Origin of the sequence: Nonomuraea deserti, assembly GCF_004348685.1 — a bacterium.
Classification (GTDB): domain Bacteria; phylum Actinomycetota; class Actinomycetes; order Streptosporangiales; family Streptosporangiaceae; genus Nonomuraea; species Nonomuraea deserti.
Genome location: NZ_SMKO01000012.1, coordinates 13,926 through 34,685, shown reverse-complemented (window position 1 = coordinate 34,685; position 20,760 = coordinate 13,926). Strand labels below are relative to the sequence as shown.

General features: G+C 69.2%; 22 protein-coding genes and 1 tRNA gene. 12 read left to right on the top strand and 11 right to left on the bottom strand.

Going from position 1 to position 20,760, the window contains the following annotated elements; all coding sequences use genetic code 11:
- The first annotated feature begins 182 nt into the window (after nucleotides 1–182).
- Entirely contained in the window at nucleotides 183–3,665 is a 3,483-nt protein-coding gene (locus E1292_RS07615) for a ThuA domain-containing protein (RefSeq protein ID WP_132593440.1), read from the top strand.
- A 294-nt stretch (nucleotides 3,666–3,959) separates the two neighbouring features.
- On the opposite strand, the gene E1292_RS07610 is transcribed toward E1292_RS07615, so the two are convergent.
- A complete protein-coding gene (locus E1292_RS07610) occupies nucleotides 3,960–4,304 on the bottom strand; it encodes a hypothetical protein (protein WP_132593438.1) in 345 nt (114 codons plus the stop codon).
- Nucleotides 4,305–4,601: 297 nt separating this feature from the next.
- On the opposite strand from E1292_RS07610, the gene E1292_RS52580 reads away from it, so the two are divergent.
- Both E1292_RS52580 and E1292_RS07600 read left to right on the top strand, forming a co-directional pair.
- Nucleotides 4,602–5,063, top strand: coding sequence for a transposase (locus tag E1292_RS52580; RefSeq protein ID WP_220446716.1), 462 nt, complete (start codon nucleotides 4,602–4,604; stop codon nucleotides 5,061–5,063).
- Nucleotides 5,008–5,295: a hypothetical protein gene (locus E1292_RS07600; protein WP_132593436.1), complete on the top strand. Its 288-nt coding sequence runs from the start codon at nucleotides 5,008–5,010 to the stop codon at nucleotides 5,293–5,295. The genes E1292_RS52580 and E1292_RS07600 overlap by 56 nt, the downstream gene beginning before the upstream one ends.
- 203 nt (nucleotides 5,296–5,498) lie before the next feature.
- Here E1292_RS07600 and E1292_RS07595 read toward each other — a convergent pair.
- Nucleotides 5,499–5,572: transfer RNA gene (locus E1292_RS07595), tRNA-Pro, on the bottom strand.
- A 65-nt stretch (nucleotides 5,573–5,637) separates the two neighbouring features.
- Entirely contained in the window at nucleotides 5,638–6,501 is an 864-nt protein-coding gene (locus E1292_RS07590; RefSeq protein WP_132593573.1) for a metallophosphoesterase, read from the bottom strand.
- A gap of 89 nt (nucleotides 6,502–6,590) precedes the next feature.
- Here E1292_RS07590 and E1292_RS07585 point away from each other — a divergent pair, with 89 nt between their 5' ends.
- Complete coding sequence (locus E1292_RS07585; protein WP_132593434.1) at nucleotides 6,591–7,049, top strand: GatB/YqeY domain-containing protein; 459 nt, start codon at nucleotides 6,591–6,593, stop codon at nucleotides 7,047–7,049.
- A gap of 233 nt (nucleotides 7,050–7,282) precedes the next feature.
- On the opposite strand, the gene E1292_RS07580 is transcribed toward E1292_RS07585, so the two are convergent.
- Nucleotides 7,283–9,535, bottom strand: a complete 2,253-nt coding sequence (locus E1292_RS07580; RefSeq protein ID WP_132593432.1) for a transglycosylase domain-containing protein — start codon at nucleotides 9,533–9,535, stop codon at nucleotides 7,283–7,285.
- A 242-nt stretch (nucleotides 9,536–9,777) separates the two neighbouring features.
- Here E1292_RS07580 and E1292_RS07575 point away from each other — a divergent pair, with 242 nt between their 5' ends.
- Nucleotides 9,778–10,074, top strand: a complete 297-nt coding sequence (locus tag E1292_RS07575) for a WhiB family transcriptional regulator (protein ID WP_090771382.1) — start codon at nucleotides 9,778–9,780, stop codon at nucleotides 10,072–10,074.
- A gap of 55 nt (nucleotides 10,075–10,129) precedes the next feature.
- Here E1292_RS07575 and bagB read toward each other — a convergent pair whose 3' ends face one another.
- Nucleotides 10,130–11,257, bottom strand: a complete 1,128-nt coding sequence (gene bagB, locus E1292_RS07570) for an ATPase BagB (RefSeq protein ID WP_132514715.1) — start codon at nucleotides 11,255–11,257, stop codon at nucleotides 10,130–10,132.
- On the bottom strand, nucleotides 11,254–12,255 hold the full coding sequence (bagA, locus tag E1292_RS07565; protein WP_246089981.1) for an ATPase BagA: 1,002 nt from the start codon (nucleotides 12,253–12,255) through the stop codon (nucleotides 11,254–11,256). Before bagA ends, bagB begins: the two co-directional genes overlap by 4 nt.
- A gap of 119 nt (nucleotides 12,256–12,374) precedes the next feature.
- Here bagA and sp36 point away from each other — a divergent pair, with 119 nt between their 5' ends.
- From sp36 to E1292_RS07550, 4 genes are read left to right on the top strand one after another with little or no spacing between them, the layout of a single operon-like run.
- Complete coding sequence (sp36, locus tag E1292_RS52200; protein WP_165959776.1) at nucleotides 12,375–12,530, top strand: Sp36 family protein; 156 nt, start codon at nucleotides 12,375–12,377, stop codon at nucleotides 12,528–12,530.
- Nucleotides 12,527–12,985 carry a RidA family protein gene (locus E1292_RS07560; RefSeq protein ID WP_181958199.1) on the top strand — a complete coding sequence of 153 codons (459 nt, stop codon included), beginning with the start codon at nucleotides 12,527–12,529 and terminating at the stop codon, nucleotides 12,983–12,985. Before sp36 ends, E1292_RS07560 begins: the two co-directional genes overlap by 4 nt.
- Before the next feature lie 54 nt (nucleotides 12,986–13,039).
- Nucleotides 13,040–13,846 (top strand): NUDIX hydrolase, encoded by an 807-nt coding sequence (locus tag E1292_RS07555; protein ID WP_132593569.1) that lies wholly within the window; start codon nucleotides 13,040–13,042, stop codon nucleotides 13,844–13,846.
- Complete coding sequence (locus E1292_RS07550) at nucleotides 13,843–14,634, top strand: MBL fold metallo-hydrolase (RefSeq protein ID WP_132593427.1); 792 nt, start codon at nucleotides 13,843–13,845, stop codon at nucleotides 14,632–14,634. Before E1292_RS07555 ends, E1292_RS07550 begins: the two co-directional genes overlap by 4 nt.
- Nucleotides 14,635–14,643: 9 nt before the next feature.
- On the opposite strand, the gene E1292_RS07545 is transcribed toward E1292_RS07550, so the two are convergent.
- Nucleotides 14,644–15,324 carry a Crp/Fnr family transcriptional regulator gene (locus E1292_RS07545; RefSeq protein ID WP_132593425.1) on the bottom strand — a complete coding sequence of 227 codons (681 nt, stop codon included), beginning with the start codon at nucleotides 15,322–15,324 and terminating at the stop codon, nucleotides 14,644–14,646.
- A 213-nt stretch (nucleotides 15,325–15,537) separates the two neighbouring features.
- Here E1292_RS07545 and nth point away from each other — a divergent pair, with 213 nt between their 5' ends.
- Nucleotides 15,538–16,260, top strand: a complete 723-nt coding sequence (nth, locus tag E1292_RS07540; protein WP_132593423.1) for an endonuclease III — start codon at nucleotides 15,538–15,540, stop codon at nucleotides 16,258–16,260.
- Between the two features lie 40 nt (nucleotides 16,261–16,300).
- Nucleotides 16,301–16,936 (top strand): NUDIX hydrolase, encoded by a 636-nt coding sequence (locus E1292_RS07535; protein ID WP_132593421.1) that lies wholly within the window; start codon nucleotides 16,301–16,303, stop codon nucleotides 16,934–16,936.
- 7 nt (nucleotides 16,937–16,943) lie between these two features.
- On the opposite strand, the gene E1292_RS07530 is transcribed toward E1292_RS07535, so the two are convergent.
- A complete protein-coding gene (locus tag E1292_RS07530; RefSeq protein ID WP_132593419.1) occupies nucleotides 16,944–17,456 on the bottom strand; it encodes a HEAT repeat domain-containing protein in 513 nt (170 codons plus the stop codon).
- A gap of 82 nt (nucleotides 17,457–17,538) precedes the next feature.
- On the opposite strand from E1292_RS07530, the gene E1292_RS07525 reads away from it, so the two are divergent.
- Nucleotides 17,539–18,732 carry a MarP family serine protease gene (locus E1292_RS07525; protein ID WP_132593417.1) on the top strand — a complete coding sequence of 398 codons (1,194 nt, stop codon included), beginning with the start codon at nucleotides 17,539–17,541 and terminating at the stop codon, nucleotides 18,730–18,732.
- 16 nt (nucleotides 18,733–18,748) lie between these two features.
- Here E1292_RS07525 and E1292_RS07520 read toward each other — a convergent pair whose 3' ends face one another.
- The 3 genes from E1292_RS07520 to E1292_RS07510 are packed head-to-tail and all read right to left on the bottom strand — an operon-like array spanning nucleotide 18,749 to nucleotide 20,539.
- Nucleotides 18,749–19,192, bottom strand: coding sequence for a DUF309 domain-containing protein (locus E1292_RS07520; RefSeq protein WP_132593415.1), 444 nt, complete (start codon nucleotides 19,190–19,192; stop codon nucleotides 18,749–18,751).
- Nucleotides 19,189–20,109 (bottom strand): alpha/beta fold hydrolase, encoded by a 921-nt coding sequence (locus E1292_RS07515; RefSeq protein WP_132593413.1) that lies wholly within the window; start codon nucleotides 20,107–20,109, stop codon nucleotides 19,189–19,191. The genes E1292_RS07520 and E1292_RS07515 overlap by 4 nt, the downstream gene beginning before the upstream one ends.
- Entirely contained in the window at nucleotides 20,099–20,539 is a 441-nt protein-coding gene (locus E1292_RS07510) for a phage holin family protein (RefSeq protein ID WP_132593411.1), read from the bottom strand. Before E1292_RS07510 ends, E1292_RS07515 begins: the two co-directional genes overlap by 11 nt.
- Nucleotides 20,540–20,760: the final 221 nt, after the last annotated feature.

Here is a 20,760-nt window from a genome sequence, read left to right as displayed (position 1 = left end):
GCCTTTCACCTGTCGATTTCCGCGAGCGCCGCCCGAGCGCTTACTCGGTAGGTGCGAAAAGATGAGGATCAATGCCCTAAATAAGCATGCCTAAGGGTACGTTTGCGAGCCGAGACGACGCATGTCCTCCTTCGTCGCCCTCCGACTCGGACCGCTGCCGACACCCCCTCAGGAGATCCTTCATGCGAAGATCACGCCTGTTCACCGCCCTGGTCGCAGCCTTATCGGGGCTCTTGATGTCCTTGTCGCCGCACGTGGCGCACGCGGCCGAACCGCAGTTCAGGGTGCTGCTGTTCACCGAGACGGCGAGCGGCGCCTTCCGGCATGACTCCATCCCCGCGGGCGTCGCGATGTTCGAGCAACTGGCGATCGACCACGACTTCCAGCTCGATCACAGCGAGGACTCCGCCGTCTTCACGACCGCGACGCTGGACACCTACGACGCGGTGATCATGTTCCAGACCAGCGGCATGGTGTGGGACGACGACGCCCAGCGTCAGGCCTTCCAGGCCTACGTGCGCAGTGGCCACGGCGTCGTCGCGATCCACAACGCCACCGACATGAACATCGAGTCGCAGTTTCCCTGGTGGGACCAGGTCGTCCTGGCCGGCGCCCACATGACCGCTCATTCGGCGATCCTGCAGGGCACCGCCAAGGTGGCCGACAAGGCCCACCCCTCCACGGAGGGGCTGCCGGACCGGTGGGTGCGCCCGGAGGAGTGGTACAACTTCGACAAGAACATGCGCGGCTCGGTGCACGTCCTGGTGACCGCGGACGAGACCACCTATGACGCGGGGTCGAACGCGATGGGCGCCGACCACCCGATCTCCTGGTGCCACAACCCGGAGGGCGGGCGGGTGTGGGCCACCGCGATGGGCCACCAGACGTCCTCCTATTCGGAGCCGCTCTTCCAGCAGCACCTGCTGGGTGCGGTGCAGTGGGCGGCGGGCGCGGCGCCGGGCGACTGCGGCGCCACGGTCGCGGCCCGGTACCAGAAGGTGACCCTCGACGGCGCGCCGGACCAGCCGATGGAACTCGACGTGGCCGCCGACGGCAGGGTCTTCTACATCTCGCGCTCGGGCAAGGTCAACCTGATCCCCACCGACGGCGGGGGCACGCGCGTCATCGGCACCCTTTCGGTGTACGACGGCGGCGAGGACGGCGGCATCGGGCTGGCGCTGGATCCGGATTTCACCACCAACGGCTGGATCTACGTCAACTACTCGCCGTCCAACGGCGACGAGGTCAACCGGGTGTCGAGGTTCACCTTCAACGGCACCGGCCTCGACCTGTCGAGTGAGAAGAAGTTGATCGAGGTTCCGGCGTACCGCTACGTCGACGAGCCCGGCCACACCGGCGGCTACCTCGCGTTCGGGCCGGGCGGCAACCTGTACATCGGCCCGGGTGACGACACCAACCCCAACGGGTCCAGCGGCTACGCCCCGATCGACGAGCGGCAGGGCCGGGAACATTACGACGCCCAGCGGTCCGCGGCCAACACCAACGACCTGCGCGGCAAGATCCTGCGTATCCACCCCGAATCCGATGGCACCTACACGATTCCGTCCGGCAACCTGTTCGCGCCCGGCACAGCCAAGACGCGGCCGGAAATCTACGCGATGGGCTTCCGCAACCCGTTCCGCTTCTCGGTCGACCAGGTGACGGGGTGGATCTCGCTGGGTGACTACGGCCCCGACGCCGGCGCGGCGAACCCCAACCGCGGTCCCGAGGGCACCGTCGAGTGGAACCTGATCAAGGAGCCTGGCTTCTACGGCTGGCCGTACTGCGTCGGCGACAACATCCCGTTCAACGACTACAACTTCGCCACCAACACCTCCGGCGCGAAGTTCAACTGCTCGGCGCCGGTCAACGACTCGCCCAACAACACCGGCCTGACCAATCTGCCCGCGGCCAAGCCCGCGACCGTGTGGTACGACTACCACGCCTCGGCCGAGTTCCCCGAGATCGACTGCTGCGGCGGTGCCGCCCCGATGGGCGGCCCCTTCTATCGCTACGACGACGCCAGCGACTCCGACCGCAAGTTCCCCGAGTATTTCGACGGCACGCCGTTCCTCTATGAATGGAGCCGCAACTTCGTCAAGGAACTCCCGCTGGACTCCTCGGGCAACCTCCTGAAGATCAATCCCCTGGCGGCACAGCTCGCCCCGCATGCGCCGATCGACATGAAGTTCGGTCCGGACGGCGCCCTCTACATGGCCGACTGGGGCAACGGCTTCGGCCACGCGAACACCGACGACAGCGTCTACCGGATCGACTACGTGGCCGGGAACCGCGCGCCCCTGGCCAAGGCGGGCGCCAGCCCCGACTCGGGCACGGCGCCGCTGACGGTGGCGTTCTCCTCGGCCGGCTCGGCCGACCCCGACGGCGACGCGATCACCTACGCGTGGGAGTTCGGCGACGGCGCGACCTCGGCCGGCGCCAACCCCTCCCACACCTACACCACCAACGGCACCTACACGGCCAAGTTGACGGTACGGGACTCCGGCGGGAAGACCGGCAGCGTCACGGTGCCCGTCGTCGTCGGCAACACCCGCCCCGAGGTGACCTTCGCGGCCCCACCCGACGGCGGCTTCATCGACTTCGGCGACGAGGTGGACTACGCGGTGAACGCCACCGACCCCGAGGACGGCGCCGCCGACTGCGCCAAGGTCAACGTGACCACAGCACTGGGCCATGACCAGCACGCCCACGACACCGGCCAGTACACCGGTTGCTCCGGGACGGTCACGACCACCGCCTCCGGCCATGACGAGGCCTCCAACGTCTACTACGTCATGTCCGCCGACTACACCGACAGCGGCGGCCTGAAGGGCTCCACCGGCCTCACCCTGCAACCGAAACACAAGCAGGCCGAGCACTTCACCGGCTCGTCCGGAATCCGCGTCATCGACGAGTCCGGAGCCGAAGGCGGCAGGCGCATCGGCGACATCTCCAACAATGACTGGATCTCCTTCAGCCCGGTCAACCTGTCCGGCATCGACACGGTGTCCTTCCGCGTCTCGGCACCGTCCAGCACCGGGGCGTCCATCGAACTGCACGCCGACTCGCCGGCCGGGCCCCTCCTCGCCTCCAGCCCCGTACCGGCGACCGGGGGATGGAACACCTACGTGTCGCTGCCCGCGGTGCAGGTCACCGACCCCGGTGGGACCCACGACGTCCACGTGGTGTTCAAGGCGCCGTCAGCGAACTCGTTCGACCTGGACTCCATCACCTTCAACGGCAGGGGCGTCGGGCACGGTGACGGCTCGTCTCCCGGCAGCACGAGCGCGCTGCGGGGCGCGGGGTCGGGCCGGTGCCTGGACGTCAACGGCGCCTCGCAGGCCAACGGCGCGCTGGCGCAGATCTGGGACTGCAACGGGCAGGCGAACCAGCAGTGGACCTCGACCAGCGCGGGTGAGCTGCGTGTCTACGGCACCAGGTGCCTGGACGTGAACGGGGCGGGCACGGCGGACGGCACCGCGGTGATCATCTGGGACTGCAACGGCCAGGACAACCAGAAGTGGCGCCTGAACGCCGACGGCAGCATCACCGCCGTCGGGGCGAACAAGTGCCTCGACGTCAGCGGCGCCGGCACCGCCAACGGCACCAAAGCGCACATCTGGTCGTGTAACGGCGAGAACAACCAGAAGTGGACCCGCGTCTGATCCCCATGTGACGCCCGCCCCCTGGAGCTGGCCCGCCTTCGCGCGCATGCCGACAGGCCGTCACAAGGCAAGTAGCCCGTCACACCATATGTGACGGGCTACTTGCAGGTTAGAGCTGCGGGAACGTCGTGTGTGACGGTGTGTCGCGCGACCTGTCACCAGGCCGGATGGGCCGGGCGAATGTGGTTCGCTGCGCGGACCCGTCCGATGACCCGTCGCATGTCACATGGTCGGCGCATGTCGCCGTTCACAGGTCCGCAGATGCATCCGCCACACCGGAGTCCTGCACACTGATCAGGTTACGTCTTGCCAGCTGCTGCAGCCGACGGTGTTCTCGCATATCTTGATCTTGTCAATCTTATAGCCGCCGGTGGTGGCGCCGCCGCAGCCCTCGTCGCCGCCGTCGGTGACCGTCAGCGTCATACTGCCGTTCTGCGGGTGCCAGAAGGTGCCATACGCGGTCACACCGTGACCGTCCGTCTCCTTGTCGCACGCCGCGAGATTGTGGTCATAGTACGACGTGACAGCATAGTCTGACCCGTGCCAGGCCCACGTGTCCGCGCTGGCCGTGGACACCGTGGCAGCCCAGGCGAGCGCCCCGACCGCCGCGATGACCCCGATTCGCTTGATGATCTTCACTTGGCACAGAGTAGCAAAGGTCAAGTTCCACTAGACCAGACGGGGTTGCCGATCACTACGCCGCAGGCTCACCCCGCCACGACGCCGAACCATGCTCCGGCCGCCTGCGCCGCTTACCCTGTCCACGTGTCAGCGCTGCCACCCGCGGCTCGCGCTCCATAACTGCGTTCAGTACACCGGACGCTACGAAACAGTGACTGCTGTCTTTCATTTCTCGTCTCACCTGCCCTGACGCTGGACCGCAACAGACGAGTGGACCTGTCCGGAGGGCGCTCCCGCGAGAACGGCGCGTACCCCGTGACGGACAGATTCGCGGTCGACCACAGTCACGCCCTGGTGCTCGTCGCCGAACGGGCTTGGATGCTCCGGCGTTGGCTCGTCAGGGCGGCGGCGCGACCCTGCGGTGGGCGGTTGGGGCGGGGCCGGCGAGCGGGGCGCGGCGCGCGGTCCCGGCGCGGCCGTCCGGTGACCGGCGCCGGCATCGACGTGCAGATCGTCGAGCGCGACCCCGCCGAGGCCGGGTTCGTCCCCCAGCCCAAGCGATGGGTGGTGGAGCAGACCTACGGCACGATGTCGCTGCACCGTCGCCTGGTGCGCGACTACGAACACGATCCGGGCAGCTCCGAATCGCGCGTGTACTGGGCGATGACCGACGCGATGACCCGCAGGCTGACCGGCACCTTCACCCCACCTGGCGCTCGGCGTGAACGCCTCGGACCCCGGCGCGTGGCTGCTGGACCGGATCGACACCCGCGATAAGGCCCTGACCAGCCAGATCGAACAGACACGAGACCAGATCGAGGAGTTGGCCGGCCGCCTACGGGAACTCGACCAGGACCTCGATCACCTCCGGATCACCCGTAAGACCCTGCTCGTCCTGGCTGCCGAGCCCGATCCGGCACCCCTGCCGCCACCGGCTCCCGCAGTGCCCGCCCTACCAGCAGATCCTCACCCTCATGACCACTACCGGTCGGCCCTCACGCGCGCGTGACCTGTGCCTGTCCCTAGACATGCCTGAGGGCGACGTTCGGACGGCGCTGGTCCCGATTCTCTTAGCGGGATCATCTGAGCTCCCCGTAAGGCGGCTGCTCGCAGGTTGAGGACGAAGGCGCGTAGTCACGCAGACAGTCACTCAGCAGACAAGTGAGGCCGCTTCCGATCTTCGGAAGCGGCCTTCTACCTGCGGCAACTCTGTCGGGGTGGCGGGATTTGAACCCACGACCTCTTCGTCCCGAACGAAGCGCGCTGCCAAGCTGCGCTACACCCCGGTCGCACGCCGTCGTGCACGTGCTTGGAAAAGTCTAGCGGACTCCCAAGGTGGTTGTGACCGCCTTTATCGTCGGGGGACCAGTGTCAGGAGCGTCGCTTCCGGGAAGCAGGCGAACCGGGCCGGTGCGTACGGCGAGGTGCCGAGGCCGGCGGACACGTGCAGCCAGGCTGAATCGTGGCGGTTCAGCCCTTTCACCCTGGCGCGGTCGATGCCGCAGTTGGTGACCAGGGCGCCGTAGAACGGGATGCAGAGCTGGCCCCCGTGTGTGTGGCCGGCCAGCAGGAGTTGGTAGCCGTCGTCGGCAAAGCGGGTCATGTTGCGCGGCTCGGGGGAGTGCATGACGCCCAGCCGCAGGTCCGCGTCGGCGGGAGCGGGCCCGGCCACGAGGTCGTAGCGGTCGCGGGAGATGTGGGAGTCGTGGATGCCCGCCACGGCCACGTCGAGGTCGGCCACCTTGATGCGGGCCGTGGTGTTGTTCATGTCGAGCCAGCCCTCCGACGCCATGCCCGCGCCCAGCTCTTCCCACGGCAGGTTGGGGACGTGCTGGCGGCGTTCGTTCCTGGAGGTGCGCCACAGGTAACGGGCCGGGTTTTTCGGCTGGGGGGCGTAGAGGTCGTTGGAGCCGTAGACGAACAGGCCCGGGCGGGACAGCAGGGGCTCAAGGGCATGCAGGAGGGCGGGGACGGCCTCCGGGTGCGCGATCGAGTCGCCGGTGTTGACGACCAGGTCGGGCTCCAGGGCGCCCAGGGAGCGCACCCATTTGATGAGCATCGAACGCCCAGGCGTCAGGTGCAGGTCGGACAGGTGGAGGATGCGCACGGGACGGTGGCCGCGCTCCAGCACGGGTACGTCGAAACGGCGCAGGCGGAACCAGTTGCGCTCCACCACGGAGGCGTAACCCAGTCCGGCCAGGCCGAGACCGAGCATGGACAGTGGCACTGCGACGGCTTTCCTCACCCATTCATGATGCCCGACATCCGGCGCGGGGCGTTCGCGCAGGCGGCAAGATGGTGCGCATGAGCGCATTGAAAGACAAGCTGAAGGCCGATCTGACGGCTTCGCTGAAGGGCCGGGACGAGGTGCGTCTCCGGACCATTCGCATGGCCCTGGCGGCGGTGAACGTCGAGGAGGTCTCCGGCAAGGAGGCCAGGGAGCTGACCGATGACGAGATCATCAAGGTGCTGACCAAGGAGGCCAAGAAGCGGCGCGAGGCGGCGGAGGCGTTCGGCAACGCGGGGCGGGCCGAGCAGGCGCAGGCGGAGCTCGACGAGCAGGCGGTGCTGGAGGAGTACCTGCCCGCTCAGTTGTCGGACGACGAGCTGGCGGCGCTGGTCGATGCCGCCATCGCCGAGACGGGCGCGTCGGGGCCGCAGGCGATGGGGCAGGTCATGAAGGCCGTCAACCCGAAGGTCGCCGGGCGGGCCGAGGGCGGCCGGGTGGCGGCCACGGTGCGCGCGAGGCTGGCGGGCAAATAGTCCCGGGGCATATCGGGACGTCATCGCCGTACAGCGTCTTCAGCCGCCCTCTGTGGCCGCCTGGCGCGGCTGTCATGGCCGGGGCCTCCCTCTCGGATGGGTGGAGGCCCCAGCCCGGCGCTCTGACGACCTGAGAGCCGCGCACGCCCAAACCAGCCGGCACGCGAGGGCATGCGCCCGTGCAAACCAGCGCCCGCGTGCGGACCGCCGTCCGCGTGCGGACCGCCGTCCGTTCAGCCGCGGCCGCGCCAGCCCTCGCCGGGCCGTCCGTCGTCGCCGCGCCCCTCCCATGCGGCCCTGTCGTCGTCGCCGGGCCAGTCGCGGTCGCCCGTGTCGAAGATGTCGAACGGGCCTCTGTCACCTCGCCGGTCGTCGCGCTTCTTCTTGGGCTTGGGCGCGCAGTTGTCGGTGCACCCGCCGAACCGCGACTTGTCGACCGCCGTGAAGTGCCGGGGCTCGACCCCCTTCAGGGCGGAGAGCATCGAGTCTTTCCAGATCCTTCCGGAAATGGAGGACCCGTACACGTACGGGTAGTAGGTGCCGCCGATCGTGATGCCGATCAGCTTGTGCGCCGAGGTGCCGCGCGGGTCGCCGAGGCTGACCGCGGAGGCCAGGTTGGGCGTGTAACCGGCAAACCACGCCGACATGTAGTTGTCGGTCGTGCCGGTCTTGCCGGCCGCGTCCCTGCCGATGCCGCCCACACCGCTCATCGTGCCCTTGGTGAAGACACCCTCCAGGATGCCGTTGACCGCGTCGGCGACCTCTTCGTCCAGCACCTGAGAGCACTTCGGTTTGTACTGCTTCGTCGTGCCGTTACGGTCCGTGATCTCGGTGATGGCCAGCGGCTTGCAGTATTCCCCGCGCGCCGCGAACACCGCGTACGAGTTGGCGATCGTGACGGGGTCGACCTCGTTGACCCCCAGCGTGAACGTCTCCACCTCGGACAGTTTCTGGCCGTCGGCCCGCTTGACCCCGAGGCGCTTGGCCATCTTGACGACCTTGCAGAGGCCGACCTCCTGCGAGAGCTTGACGAAGAAGGTGTTGACCGAGCCCCACGTGCCGGTCTGCAGGGTCTTGAAGCCGCCGCCGCCCTCGCTGGAGTTGCGCACGGTGTGGCTCGGGTCGCCGACGTTCTTGCCGTCGCAGTTCTTGAACGAGCTGTAGCTGCCGGCCTTGTAGCCGGACGGGGAGGGGAAGCCGTCGCTGTACTTCATGCCCTCTTCCAGGGCGGCGGCCAGCGTGTAGACCTTGGCCGTCGAGCCCTGCTGGAAGCCGCGCCCGCCACCGTGCGCCGAGTCGGCCACGATGTTGTAGCTCATCTCGTTCTTCTTCTTGCTGCCGCCGAACTTGCGGGAGGCGGCCATGGCCTTGATCTCGCCGGTGCCGGGCACGATCATGGCCTGCGAGGCCACCGGCTTGTCCTTGGAGCTGACGTATTTCTTGATCGCCTTCTCGGCGGCGGCCTGCATCTTGGGATCGATCGTGGTCTTGATCCGCATGCCGCCGCGCTGGAGCAGCTTGCGGCGCTCGTCCTGGTTCTTGCCGAAGTCTTCGTTGCTGAGGATCTCGTACTGGACGTAGAGGCAGAAGTACGGGAATTTGCTGGACTCGCAGCCGCCGGACATCTTGACGTCCTTATAGCCCAGCTTCTCTTCCTTGGCCTCGGCGGCCTCCTTCGGCGTGATCTTGCCGATCTGGGCCATCCGGTCGAGCACGACGTTGCGCCGCTCCAGCAGCCGCTTGCGGGACTCGGAGTCGACGTTGGGGTCGGTGCGCGCGGGGTTCTGCACGGCGCCGGCCAGCGTGGCGGCCTCGGCGAGGTCGAGCTCGGATGCCGGCTTGTCGAAGAAGCGTTTGGCCGCGGCCTGGATGCCGTGGGCGCCTGCACCGAAGTAGGCGATGTTCAGATATTTCTCGAGAATCTGGTCCTTGGTGTACTTCTTCTCGATCGCCATCGCGTAGCGCAGCTCGGTCAGCTTGCGGGAGATGGTGGGCGCGATGGCCGCCTGGTATTCCTCCGGCGTCTCCGCCTTGTTGACCAGCACCTGCTTGACGTACTGCTGGGTGATGGACGAGCCGCCCTGTGTCACGCCGCCGCTGGTGAAATTCTTCATCAGCGCTCTGGCCGTTCCTTCCACATCGATCGGTCCGTGCTGGTAGAAACGGAAGTCCTCGATCGAGATGAGCGCCGTCCGCATGATCGGCGCGACCTTGTCGAGGGGCACGGACTGGCGGTTTTCGAAGTAGAACCAGGCGATCTTCTTGCCGTTGGCGTCGAGCAGCTCGGTCCGCTCGGGCAGAGGAGGCTCATCGAGGTTTTCCGGCTTGAGGTTGAGCCCTTCGACGGCGCTCTTCGTGGACATCCCGGCTCCGCCGACCGCCGGCAGGGCCACAGCGGCCGCGAGCACCCCGGCCGCCGACCCGGCGATGATCAGTCGCAGGATGTTGAGAACGGGGTTGGAGCGATCTTTGCCGCGAGCTTGCACGCTACCTAGCGTACGTCGAAACAGTGACCGAACCGGTAGCGCGACACCATTTCGCCTTGACTGACGGGGGTGACTAGTCATTCCCGGTCAAGACTGCGCCGAGAAATTGGTCCTCTGGGGTCTGTCGGCCCGAACGGGTCGTTGCGTACGTTCTCCCTGCGGCAACTGAATACGGAGGCTCGGCGCCCGCGCCCGTCGGCCCCAAATGACGACTGACCACCTAAGGGGAGTGGGGTCGAAAAATGTGGATCACGGATTGGACCTCCCGTGCCGCCTGTAAGGGTGCGGATCCGGATGCCCTGTTCGTGCAGGGCGCCGCGCAGAACAGGGCGAAGCTCATCTGCCGGGGTTGCCCGGTCCGCACGGAGTGCCTCGCCGATGCGCTGGACAATCGCATCGAGTTCGGGGTGTGGGGCGGCATGACAGAACGGGAACGGCGTGCACTGCTTCGACGGCGTCCAGACGTCGACTCGTGGCGAGACTTGCTCGAGTCGGCCAAGGAAGAGTACGAACGAACCAACGAGCTGATCGCGGGCTGATCAGGCCCACGAGCGAGTACGGCCGGCGCCGTCCGCCGGCCGTACTTTCTCTTTGTCAGGCGGTCGCCAGCAGGTCACCGATCTGCCGCAGACCTGTGAGATCGTGAACGTCCTCGGACATGGCGCGGACCTGCACCACGGGCACCGTGGGGTGGGCCGAGGCGAAGTGCTCCTGCTCGCGGCTCTCGCGGGCGGTGAGCTGCATCCGGCCGGCGTGCAGCCGCAGCACGGCGGCGGTCAGCTCGTGCTCGCCCCTCGACTCCAGGTCTTCCGCGGCGGCGGCGCTGCGGGCGGCTGAGAGCGCTGGGGCGGGCGACACGTGCACGCGGTTGACCACGAGGCCGGCCAGCGGCATACGCTCCTCGGCGAGGCGCTCCACGAAATAGGAGGCCTCGCGCATCGCGTCGCGCTCGGGCGCGGCCACCACGAGGAAGGCCGTGCCCGGGGCCTGCAGCAGCTGGTACGTCATCTCCGCCCGCTGCCTGAACCCGCCGAACACGGCGTCGAGCGCGGACACGAACGTCTGCAGATCCTTGATCACCTGAGCGCCGAGCAGCTTGGTCATCGCGCCCGCCATCAATCCGAACCCGGCGTTGAGCAGCCGGAACGCGCTGCGCCCTCCAGCTTTGGCCGGAGCCGTGAGCAGCCTGATGAACCTGCCGTCGAGGAACCGCCCGAGCCGCTCGGGAGCGTCGAGGAAGTCGAGCGCGTTCCGCGAGGGCGGGGTGTCCACGATGATCAGGTCCCACTCGTCGGAGCGGCGGAGCTGGCCCAGCTTCTCCATGGCCATGTATTCCTGTGTGCCGGAGAAGCTGGACGAAAGGGACTGGTAGAAGGGGTTCGACAGGATCTGCCGGGCCCGCTCGGGGTCGGCGTGCGCCTCGATGATCTCGTCGAACGTGCGCTTCATGTCGAGCATCATGGCGAACAGCTGGCCGCCGCCCTCGGGCGAGCTGACCAGCCGCGGCGTGTTGTCCAGCTCCGTCAGCCCCATCGACTGGGCGAGGCGCCTGGCGGGGTCGACGGTCAGCACGACCACGCACCTGCCGCGCTCCGCGGCGCGGAGCCCGAGCGCCGCCGCGGTCGTGGTCTTGCCCACGCCGCCGGCGCCGCAGCAGACGATGATCCTGGTGCCCTGGTCGTCGAGGATGGCGTCGATGTCGAGGGTGGCGGGCTTCTTCACGCTGCTCCCTGGGTGCGCATGCTCTCCGCGAGCTCGTACAGGCCTGCGAGGTCGACGCCGTCGGCCAGCAGCGGCAGCTCGTAGCTCTTCAGGCCCGCCTCGGCCAGCGACGCGCGCTCGGCCTTCTCCAGTTCGGTGCGGTGGGCGTGTTCGACGACCTCCTCCGCGAGCGCCTCGGCCATCGCCGTGGCCTCGGCGCCGTCGGCCACGCCCGCGGCCTTGAGCCCGAGTACGAGCTCACCGGCGTCGAAGCGGCCCTTGACAGCCGTGTCAAGGGCGGCCTGGGGCAGCAGTGACTCGCGGACCATGTTGACGAAGATGCCGCCGGCGGGCAGGCCGGCGGCTCGGAGCTCGGCGATGCCGTCGAGCGTCTCCTGGACCGGCATCTCCTCCAGCAGCGTGACGAAGTGCACGGCGGTCTCGGGGGATTTCACCACGTTGTTGACCAGCTCGGAGTGGTTCTTGATGGGCCCGACCTTGGCCAGGCCCGCCACCTCCTGGGTGACGTTGAGGAACCGCGCGATGCGGCCGGTCGGCGGAGCGTCCAGGACGACGGCGTCGTAGATCCGGCGGCCGTTCCTGCCCCGCCGGCGTACGGCCTCGGTCGTCTTGCCGGTGACGAGGACGTCGCGGAAACCCGGCGCCACGGTGGTGGCGAAGTCGACGATGCCCATCTTGGTCAGCGCCCGGCCCGCGCTGCGCATCCCGTAGAACATCTCCATGTACTCGAGCATGGCCGCTTCCGGGTCGATGGACAGCGCGAAGACGTCGCCGCCCGAGGGCGCCACCGCGATCTTGCGCTCTTCGTACGGCAGCGGCGGCAGGTCGAAGATCTGCGCGATGCCCTGCCGGCCCTCCACCTCCACGAGCAGCACCTTTCGGCCGCCGGAGGCGAGAGCGAGAGCGAGAGCGGCGGCCACGGTCGTCTTGCCGGTGCCGCCCTTGCCGGTGACCACGTGCAGTCGCACGCCGGCCCAGTCCGTGTCCGGAGAGTCCACGATTCGAGGCTACCGAACGGTCACTTGTCGAAAGCCGACGACCACCCTTTGAGATTGCTCACACTGGCGCCGCGGCGGTGGAAGGTGGTGACGACGGTTCTTGTGAGACGCTGACAGCCATGAAGAAATGGGAATATCTCACAGCCCCGGTGTTGATCCACAACACCAAGATGATCCTCGACAACTTCGGCGCCGACGGCTGGGAGCTGGTGCAGATCCTGCAGGGCGCCACGCCCGAGCAGCTCGTCGCCTACTTCAAGCGGGAGAAGCAGTGACGCCTGAGCAGAGGATCGAAGAGCTGGGCCTGACGTTGCCGCCGCCCGTCGCGCCCGTGGGGTCCTACGTGGCCGCCGTGCGCACCGGCGACCTGGTCTACACCTCGGGGCAGGTGCCGATGCTGGAGGGCAAGCTGCACCAGACCGGCAAGCTCGGGGTCGACCTGGGCGTCGACGAGGGCCGGGCGCAGGCCCGCATCTGCGCGCTCAACGCCGTCGCGGCGCTCAAGGCCGAGCTGGGCGAGCTGTCCAGGGTGCGGCGGATCGTCAAGGTCGTGGCGTTCGTGGCCAGCGCACCCGACTTCACCGAGCAGGCGCAGGTGGCCAACGGCGCCAGCGACCTGCTCGCCGAGGTCTTCGGGGAGCAGGGCAAGCACGCCCGCAGCGCGGTGGGCATGGCCGTGCTCCCGCTGGACGCGCCCGTGGAAGTGGAGCTGATCGCCGAAGTGGCCTGAATCGGGATATGTCACCATGACCGAGTGATGTTCTAAGGAGGTCAGGTGACCGGTATTCCGCTTCCAGCCGAGCTCGCCGCGCGGGCACGGGACGTTCTCGCCGGACGGGTCGAGCCCGTGCCCGCGCGGGACGCCGCCACGGTCGTGATCCTGCGTGACGGAGCCGGAGGTCCCGAGGTCTACCTGCTCCGGCGCAAGTCCACGATGGCCTTCGCGGCGGGCGCGTACGTCTTTCCCGGCGGCTCGGTGGACGAGCGCGACGCCGACCAGGCAATCGCCTGGGCCGGGCCGTCTCCCGCGGAGTGGGGCGCGGTGTTCAAGGCGAGCGAGCGGCTGGCGCGGGCGCTGGTGTGCGCGGCCGTACGCGAGACGTTCGAGGAGTCGGGCGTGCTGCTGGCCGGGCCGGGGCCCGGCTCCGTCGTCGCCGACACGACCGGCGACGACTGGGAGGCCGACCGGCTCGCGCTCATCGACAGGAGCCTGGCCTTCGCGGACTTCCTCGCCCGGCGCGGCCTGGTGCTCCGCTCCGACCTGCTCAAGCCGTGGGCGCACTGGATCACGCCGGAGATCGAGCGCAAACGTTTCGACACGCGCTTCTTCGCCGCCGTGCTGCCCGACGGCCAGCGCACCCGTGACGTGGGCGGGGAGGCCGACCAGGTCGTGTGGCAGCGCCCGGCCGAGGCGGTCGAGCTGGCGCGTCAAGGGGAGATCTTCCTCATGCCGCCCACGCACCGTACGCTCACCGAGCTGGCCGCCTGCGGCAGCGTGGGCGACGTCCTGGCGGCGCCCAGGGAGATCGTGCGCATCATGCCCAGGGCGGTCGAGGTCGAGGGCGAGATGCGGCTGGTGGTGGCTCCGTGAGCGGTCTGCACATCCCGATCGGCACGCCCGACGGATCCCGTACGGAGCACGCCGAGAACCTGCTCGCCCCCAACCCCTCTGTCATGACGCTCGACGGCACCAACACGTGGGTGATCGGCGCGGGCGAGGAGGTGCTGGTCGTCGACCCGGGGCCGGAGGACGAGGCACACCTTCAGCGCGTACGCGACCATCTAGGCGAGCGCCGCGTCACCGAGATCCTGCTCACCCACGGCCATTTCGACCACAGCGGGGGCGCCGGGCGCTTCGCCCGGATGGTGAACGCGCCCGTGCGGGCCCTCGACCCGCGCCACCGGCTGGGCGACGAGGGCCTCGCCGACGGCGACGTGGTGACCGTGGCGGGGCTGGAGATCCACGTGTACGGAACGCCCGGCCACTCGTTCGACTCGCTGTGCTTCTGGCTGCCCGCCGACAGGGCGATGCTGACCGGCGACACGGTGCTGGGCAGGGGCACCACGATCATCGCCCGCGACGGCGGCCTGGCCGACTATCTCCGCAGCCTCGACCGGCTGAGGGCGGCGGCGGAGAGCCTGGAGGCGCGGGCGCTGCTGCCGGGCCACGGGCCCGTGCTGCCCGACCCGATCGGCGCGCTCGACGGCTATATCGCGCACCGGCGCGAGCGGCTCGAACAGATCAGGGCGGCGCGCGAGCAGGGCGCGCGCACAGCACGCCAGATCGTCAAGATCGTGTACGCCGACGTCGACCGGTCGCTCTGGCCGGCGGCGGAGATGTCGGTGCTGGCCCAGCTGGACTATCTCGACGCCTCCTGACCGGCGAGCCTATCTGGACCGGTTGTAGAGCCGGTCGATGTCGAGGATGACCACGGCCTTGGCCTCGATGCGCAGCCAGCCGCGCTGGGCGAAGTCGGCCAGCGCCTTGTTGACCGTCTCGCGGGAGGCGCCGACGAGCTGGGCCAGCTCTTCCTGGGTCAGGTCGTGGTGCACCCGGATGCCGTCGTCGGTCTTGATGCCGAACCGCTCGGCCAGGTCGAGCAGTTGCTTGGCCACCCGCCCCGGCACGTCGGTGAACACCAGGTCGGCCAGCACGTCGTTGGTGCGGCGCAGCCGCTGGGCGAGCGCGCGCAGCAGGTGCAGGGCCACCTCGGGCCGGCCGGTCAGCCAGGGCCGCAGGTCGTCGTGGCCGAGCCCGGCCAGGCGCACCTCGGTCAGCGCGGTCGCCGTGGCCGTGCGCGGCCTCGGGTCGAACAGCGACAGCTCGCCGAACATCTCGCTCGGCCCCAGCACGCTGAGCAGGTTCTCCCGCCCGTCCGGCGACGTGCGGGACAGTTTGATCTTGCCGTCCAGCACGACGTAGAGCCGGTCGCCCGTCTCGTTCTCGTGGAAGAGCGTCTGTCCCTTGGACAACTGGACCTCGGTGATGCTGGTGCGCAGCGCCGCGGCACTCTCGCGGTCCAGCGCGGCGAACAGGGGGGCCTTGCCCAGCACATCTTCGGTGTTCACACTGCCTCCTCTGCTGCCATTGTGACTCACCCCACTTCGGGCGGCACACACAGGTTATGGGAATGCCGGGGTGTTCCGGTCTTGCCCGCGTTGATCGGGATTACCGGATTCCGGGAGGAAAGTTACCCGACGCGCCCCTGGGCACCCGACAGGAGGCCGCCCGCTACGGCCATCGCGGGCTCAAACGTCTGCCAGAGCTTCTACTCTTGCGACATGGCCACGAACGCGGCGGGGCGCAAGCCGGAGACCCAGCTCGCACGGGTGCGGCGGGCGCGCAAGATGAACCGCATCCTCGCGGAGACCTACCCTGACGCCCATTGCGAGCTCGACTTCACCAACCCGCTCGAGCTGCTGGTGGCGACCATCCTGTCCGCGCAGTGCACGGACAAGCGGGTCAACATGGTGACTCCCATTCTGTTCGCGAAATATCCGTCGGTGGCCGACTACGCCGCCGCCGACCGGTCCGAGATGGAAGAGATCATCCGCTCGACCGGCTTCTTCCGCGCCAAGACCAACAGCATCATCGGCATGGCGCAGGCGATCTGCGAGCGCCACGGCGGAGAGGTTCCCAACCGGTTGCCGGACCTGGTCAAGCTGCCCGGCGTGGGCCGAAAGACGGCCAACGTGGTGCTGGGCAACGCGTTCGACGTGCCGGGGCTCACCGTCGACACCCACTTCCAGCGGCTGGTGCGCCGCTTCGGCTGGACCGACGAGACCGACCCGGTCAAGATCGAGCACATCGTGGGCGGGCTGCTGCCCAAGCGCGAGTGGACGATCTTCTCCCACCGGGTGATCTGGCACGGCCGTCGCATCTGCCACGCCCGGCGCCCCGCGTGCGGCGTCTGCCCGCTGGCCGCGCTCTGCCCCTCGTACGGCACCGGCCCCACGGCGAGCGCGGAGGCGGCGAAGCTTGTCAGGAACGGCCCCTTCTCCTGATCAGGGGAAGTGATCGACGCCACGGCGTGTTGGAGGATGCGTGACACAAGTGCCCGACTGGCTCGACACACTGGCAGCGCAGGCACAGCGGGCCCGAGTGCCCCGAGCTCTGCGGCCACCCGTGACGGGCGGGAGGGAGGCGGCGGTCCTCATGTTGTTCGGCGACGGGCCGCTCGGGCCCGACGTGCTGCTCATCCAGCGCAGCACCCGCGGGCGCAGGCACCCGGGCCAGCCCGCGTTCCCCGGCGGCGGCGTCGACCCTGACGACGCCGGCCCCGTCGCGGCGGCGCTGCGCGAGGCCGAGGAGGAGACCGGGGTCGATCCCGCCGGCATCCACGTGCTGGGCACGATGCCCGAGCTCTACCTGAGCTTCAGCGACAACCGGGTCACACCCGTGATCGCATGGTGGCGCGAGCCGTCCGCGGTGCACGCCGCCTCACCCGACGAGGTCGACTCCGTCGAGCGGGTGCCGATCGCCGAGCTGGTCGATCCCGGCAACCGCGTCTCGCTGCGCCACCCCCGGGGCATGGTCGGGCCGGCGTTCCGGGTGCGCGGGATGCTGGTGTGGGGGTTCACCGCGATGGTGCTCGACTCCGTGCTGCGCGAGGCGGGGCTCGACCGCCCGTGGGACCCCGCACAGGTGGAGGACCTGCCGCCACTGGCGGCCCGCGACTAGCGCCGTTTCAGGGAGCCGTACGCAGGGCCACGCCGAGCGAGGCCCAGCCGGCCACGTCGGCGTCGCTGTCGGCGGCCAGCGCGCGCAGCGTCTCCAGCCCGGCGCGGTCAGGCGGTTCGCCGAGCACGTGCTGCAGCGCGTACGCGGCCCCGTACCTCACTCTGGCGTCGCCGTGGCCGGCCAGATCGATCACGGACGGCAGCGAGCGCGGATCGGCCAGGTGACCGAAGGCGATCAGCACCGAATAGAGCACCATGGCGTCGTCCTCGCTGGCGGCCAGATAGCGCAGCACCGGCAGCGTCCGGTCCACGAACGGCTGCAACATGCCCATGATGTCCACGCCCAGCAGCCGCTCGGCGACCGTGTCCCCGGCGCACAACCGGCGTGCCTCGATGAACGACTCCAGGTCGCTCCGCTGGCGCAGAATGGAGATCACATGCCAGCGCAGCGGGCCGTCCGGATCGGTGTCGTGCAGAGCTGCCTCGATGAGATCGCGCACTGTTACCTCGGCCGGCGGCATAGCGCCCAAGATAGTCAGCAGGGTGACACCGTCCTGGCGGAACACGTTCACACTTGACCGTCTCGCTGGCTACCTTTGAAGCGTGCGCGGTGATCTGCTTGACCTCATACTGATCGGCCTTGTGATCGCCTTCGGCATCTCGGGATACCGGCAGGGGTTCATCATCGGAGCGATGAGCTTCGTGGGGTTCGTGGGCGGGGCCGTGCTCGGCGTCTTCATCGCGCCTCCCATCTCCAAGGCCGTCGTCGACGGTGACACCCCGCAGGCGCTGCTCGCCATAGTGATCGTCTTCCTCGCCGCCACCATCGGCCAGTTCGCCTCCTCGACGCTCGGCGCCGTCGTGCGCAGCCACGTCACGTGGGAGCCCGCCAGGGTGGCCGACGCCGTCGGCGGCACGTTCGCCAGCGCCCTGTCCGTGCTGGTCATCGCCTGGCTGATCGGCTCGCTGATCGTCTCCACCGCGTTCACCCCGCTGGTCGACCAGGTGAAGAACTCCGCGCTGCTGACCACGGTCGACGACGCGATCCCCCAGGCCGCGCGCAACTGGCAGGCGCCGTTCAAGAAGTTCATCGACCGCTCGGAGTTCCCGCCCGTCTTCGACGCCATCGGCGCCGGCACGATCATCGACGTGCCGCCGCCCGACCAGAGCGTGCTGAAGGGCGGCGACGGCCTCGAAAGGGCGCGCCGGTCGATCGTCAAGGTGCAGGGCAACGCGCAGAGCTGCAACAAGCACATCGAGGGCACCGGCTTCGTCTACGCGCCCGGCCGGATCATGACCAACGCCCACGTCGTGGCCGGCGTGACGCGCGACCTCCAGATCATCGACTCGACCAACACGCGGCACAAGGCCACGGTGGTGCGCTACAACCCGCGGCGCGACATCGCCATCCTCTACGTCCCCGGGCTCAACCTGCCGCAGCTCGCCTTCGACGGCGACGGCGGGCGCGGCGACGACGCGATCGTGGCCGGCTTCCCCAAGGGCCAGGGCTTCACCGCCGTGTCGGCCAGGATCGGCGGCCAGCTCGACGCCGAGGGCCCCGACATCTACCGCGAGGACACGGTCACGCGCAAGGTCTACGCGATCCGCGGCCAGGTCCTGCCCGGCAACTCCGGCGGGCCGCTGCTCACGCCCGAGGGCCGCGTCTACGGCGTGATCTTCGCCGCCGCGATCAACGAGGAGGAGACGGGCTACGTCCTGACGGCCGAAGAGGTCGCTCCCGACGCCGCCAGGGGCCGCAACGACACCACCCCGGCCAGCACGCGGGAGTGCGACTGAACCTGCGCCTCCCGCCTCAGCCGGGGAGCTTGGCCAGGATCAGCGCGACGGCCTCGCCGGGGTCGCTGTCCTGGCTCAGGCTGGAGGCGGCCTTGCCGACCGCGTCGTACGCGCCGCCGTACGACTGCGCCTTGGCGGCGCCGCGGCTGAGCAGGGTCACCGCGCCGCGCCCGTTGCCGCGCTGCAGATGCGTGAGCCCGACGCAGATCTGCGCGAGCCCCTGCCACAGGTCGCGCTCGTCCTCCGGCGCGCACTTCCAGCGGCCCTCGAACACCTCGTGGGCGTTGAACGGCAGGCCGTCGCGCAGGAAACGGCGGCCGTCCGCCAGCGCCTGCTCTGTGGTGGGCGCGTAGTCGTCGGGCACCCGGGGCATCCCGGGCGAACCATAGGGGAGCGGCCTGCCGTACGCGTCGCGCGGCCTGGCGCTGCGCGGCCGGCCCTCGGGGTCACGGTCTCTCATCGGTCGGGCTCCGGGTCGGCCAGCCAGCCGAGCAGCTCCTGGTTGAACACGTCGGGAATCTCCTCGTGGGGGAAGTGCCCCGCCCCTTCGAGCAGCCGCCACCGATAGGGGGCCGCCACGTGACGGCTCGAACCCTGCGCCGTGCGCGGGAGCACCCGCGGGTCGAGCGCCCCGTGCACCTGCAGCGTGGGCGCCTCGATCTCGGTGCGCATGACCCTGGCGTACCGCCGGCCGTCGGGGCGGAGCTGGGAGCGGCCGAACCAGCGGTGGTATTCCAGCGCGCAGTGCGCCACGGTGGGGATGCGGAACGCCTCCCGATAGGTGCGCGCGGTCTCGGGCTCCGGCCAGCCGGGGCGCGACCACTCGTCGAGGAAGCGGCCGACGCGCCTCCCGTCGCGGCGGGTGAGCAGGTGCTCCGGCAGCAGCGGCAGCTGGAAGCCGAGGGCCTGGACGCTCGCCTTGAGCTGGCCGAACGGGTCGGTCACCAGGGCTCCGCGCAGCCGCAGCGGATGCGGGGCCGACACGGTGACGAGCCGGCGTACGCACTTCGGCTCCAGCACGGCCATCGTCCAGGCCAGCAGCCCGCCCCAGTCGTGCCCCACCACGATCGCCCCGGTCTCGCCGAGCGCCCGGATCAGCCCCGTCGCGTCGCCCGCCAGCGTCGGCAGGTCGTAGCCGCGCGGCGGTTTGTCGCTGCCGCCGTAGCCCCGCAGGTCGACCGCGACCGCCCGATAGCCGGCGGCGGGCAGCGCTTCGAGCTGGTTGCGCCACGTCCACCAGAACTGCGGGAACCCGTGCAGCAGCATCACCAGAGGCCCCTGCCCCGCCTCCACGACGTGGAAGCGGGTGCCGCCCGCGTGCACCGAGCGGTGCGTCCAGGGCCCCTCGATCTGAACGACCGACTCGTCAGGCGCCATCACGCGTCACCGGCTCGCGATCAGGCTTGAGCGCGGGCAGCGTCTGGTCCTCCGGGTTGGCGATCTCCCTCAGGCCCTTGATCGACCTGGTGGTGCGCTTCATCCCGGCCAGGCCCTTGAGCCGGCGGATCCCGATGAACACCAGCAGACCCGCGACCAGCAGGTAGAACACGGTCACGATGAGGAAGGCCGCCCAGTGGGGCAACCACTGCGCCAGCACGTAGGCGATCGTGAACGAGGCGAGGATCAGGCACAGGTGAGCCATGAAGGCGGCGGCGGCGAACATGCCGCCCGCCATGCCGACCCGCTTGGCGTCGAACCTGAACTCGGCCTTGGCCAGCTTGATCTCTGAACGCACGAGTTCGGAGATGTGATCGCTCGCCCGGGCGATCAGCGAGCCCAGGGATTCTTCCTCGGGAGTCTGCGGCATGAACGTCTCCTATCGAGGCCTGGTGGCCGTGTCAAACATCATCCAGCGACGCGCTGGGGGCGGGCCTCGCCATCACTCCCAGAACTACCCGATCAGCCAAGATAACGCTTGCGCCGCCTGGGCGTACGCAGAGGGCGCATGCTTCCCTACGGAAACATGCGCCCCTGCTTCACCGCGTGGGTCACGGCCCGTACGTAGCCCCGGTGTCAGTCCCGGTGTCA